This is a genomic window from Pseudoalteromonas aurantia (genome assembly GCF_005886875.1).
In the GTDB taxonomy this organism is placed as follows: Bacteria; Pseudomonadota; Gammaproteobacteria; order Enterobacterales; family Alteromonadaceae; genus Pseudoalteromonas; species Pseudoalteromonas aurantia_A.
In genome coordinates, this window is record NZ_PNBY01000203.1 from 1 (window position 1) to 2,676 (window position 2,676).

The following is a 2,676-nucleotide window of genomic DNA, read 5'->3' on the forward strand; positions in this document are numbered from 1 at the left end:
CTACCTTGAAAAACGCCGCCATAGGCACCTCCTTTTTACTGTTGTCGTTTGCCAAAGGAACTAAACGAATGGTTAAGTAACGAAGTAAAATTAATAAAAGGGCTACAGAGCCAACAATCGCTAGAGGAATTGAACCTCCACCTAATACCCCTATTGGCCTAAATGTACTTTGTTAAATGTTATCTCCTAGATAGCTAACGCCGCAAATAAACGGCTAAAAATAGTTGGCTATAATTTGTGAGGCACGAACAAAGCCAACTTTTTTGTCCGCCCTTTTTGATTTGCCTTGTTATACGTTTTTACTACTGATTATTTTATGACAGGCATTAGTAACATCGGTACGATAATATCGCATTGTTTCTGCCAGCTCCTCGTCTGCTTTTATGAGAAAATTAGCTGAGCAATTAGGGCGAACATGCTTTAAAGGTAAATGGTCTGTTTCTGACTCAATAACACCGAATACATGATATTCAGTGTCCCAACATTGCCCATATTTTTCGTTACCAATACGCCAAATTGCAATTACGTTATCTAAGTAGTTTTCATCGCTTTCAAGCAAACTCTTTGCGATTTTCATTGCTTCTTCAGACATTTAATTAACACTGAACCATAGAAACGTATAACTCTTTAGTATTTATACGGCACGTTGTTTGTGCTGCATAATCGCTTGTTGGATTGAGCCGCTACCTGCTCGGTGTGTCAGAGTTGGTGTTATTTATGCTATGGGAATTTGCTTTTGGTGGCGTAGGGTGTCTCGCGCCTATTTTATCGGCTTGTCTTTCGTGATTAAGCCATCCCTGCATTACTCAGTAAGTTTTATCGTGCCATTAGAGCTAATTTTCGCTGATTTATCAATGATATTTTCACCGCGCACGTACTTTTTTTAGCCTGAACACTTAAGCAGGTTAACCCGTTGATTTAATCCAGCAAGCTCTGCTGCTAGCTCGTTCGTGCTAATTTCTGGTCTCTTCACTTAAATTAACCACTTCGTTCAATCGTAAAAACCCTATTTTGCACGTCAATTTTGGGTGGGTGTCAGTTAAAATTTCTCGATTTCCAACAGTAAGCTGGTTGGTTCCATTGAGAGCGATGTTATCGTAATCACCCGTTTTATCACCTGGGGTAAAGTGATAATCTGGATATTGGCTTTCATTTCGAAAGCTAAATGTGTCACCGCCATAATTTGTATTAGCTGAAGCAAATAATTGGCCATTGAAGTTCAGGATACTGACAGATTCAAATACGTGTTTTACCTCAACATCGGAGGTTTGCTCTTCTTGAATAAAGAGGTGTTGTTCATATGTGTCAATTCCAAACTCATTTACCAGCTCTGTGTAGACCAAAGCATTTTGGTCATCGGGAAATTTTACTGATGTTCCATTGGTATAAATCGCCAAGTAATTAACCTTTTCTGGTACAAAGGGGGTGTGATTATTTTCAGCTTTATCTAAAATCACTTGATAACTCGATCGAGTTAAGTTGGTAGCACGAAGATTGAAGGCGTATCCTAAATTATTTGTTGCGGGTGATAAAATAAGTTTAGGTACTTGTGGGAAACTTTCATTGAAAAAAATGGTTTTATTATTTTTATTTAAATCAATTTGACCAGCTTCAATTATTATGCCGTCTTCCAGTTGATACCTACCTTGTTCAACAATTAGATATGGGACTTCCTCTTCACCATGATTTATATCGGTAGTATCCCATTCTATAAATTTAATTTCTGCGATTCTATTTGAACTGATACTAACGCTGACCACCCCTGCTGATTTGTCATTATTTGAAGGGACACCCGCGATAATAATTGGGTTTATATAAGAATCAGCATCGACTTTAACTGACTCGTGTGTGACTTTTACGGAGCCTAATGAATAATCCATTGATGAGGCGAAGCTATTCCAAATCAAAAGCATTGATAATATTATTTTTTTCATGAGATATTCCTTTTTATAGAGAGCATGTCGATCGGCGTTTTACTAAAAAATGATAATATTAAAATCCATGTGTGGTGTTTTAACATTATCGTTTAATTAAAAACCATTAAAATGTAAGATGAAAATTAACCATGACACAAACCATTAATTTGATTCAATAAACAGTCAATTACAAGTGGGTGTCAGTTAAAATTGCTATTACAAACAATCCTGTCTCCCTGATAAATTATCGTTTTACTTTCAAAAGCAGATTTACTCATATTCAAAAGCTTAAAAGATACTTGTTTAACTATTACTTTTCTCTGTTCATCTGACTCAGTAACAAACTGCTTATATTGTTGAGGGAAAATCATAAATAGATCTATCGGAATTTGCATGTTTTTTAGCGTTTTAAGATCTAAATACTTCGCACCACATCCCTTGATTATTATTTCACGAACATCATCAAACTGAAGCATCAAACTCAAAGAAAAAAATGCTGATTAGAAAGTTCCTTATCATTTGCTCTTAATCTTATAATACAATCAGTATGTGGTACTTTATCTCCTTTATACTCCCTCAAAGATTCAATTAAATTTCTTGATACTCGATGAATAAGCCAATCACCAGCTTCAACTAAGGGTTTATTCGACTCTACTAATTTCAACGATAAATTCTTTGATGAATTTGTAGTATGAATTACTCCTGTTTGTTTATAATTACTCTTCACTTGCCCTCTTGAGCAGGGCAAGAGCATGAAAAA

General features: G+C 35.7%; 3 protein-coding genes. All 3 read right to left on the reverse strand.

Features of this window, described 5'->3' with window-relative positions:
• Positions 1-289 precede the first annotated feature (289 nt).
• Positions 290-592: a hypothetical protein gene (locus CWC18_RS20630; RefSeq protein WP_138676035.1), complete on the reverse strand. Its 303-nt coding sequence runs from the start codon at positions 590-592 to the stop codon at positions 290-292.
• A gap of 361 nt (positions 593-953) precedes the next feature.
• A complete protein-coding gene (locus tag CWC18_RS20635; RefSeq protein WP_138676036.1) occupies positions 954-1,934 on the reverse strand; it encodes a hypothetical protein in 981 nt (326 codons plus the stop codon).
• 463 nt (positions 1,935-2,397) lie between these two features.
• On the reverse strand, positions 2,398-2,676 hold a 279-nt coding region (locus tag CWC18_RS20640; protein WP_212747753.1), incomplete at its 5' end, for a hypothetical protein.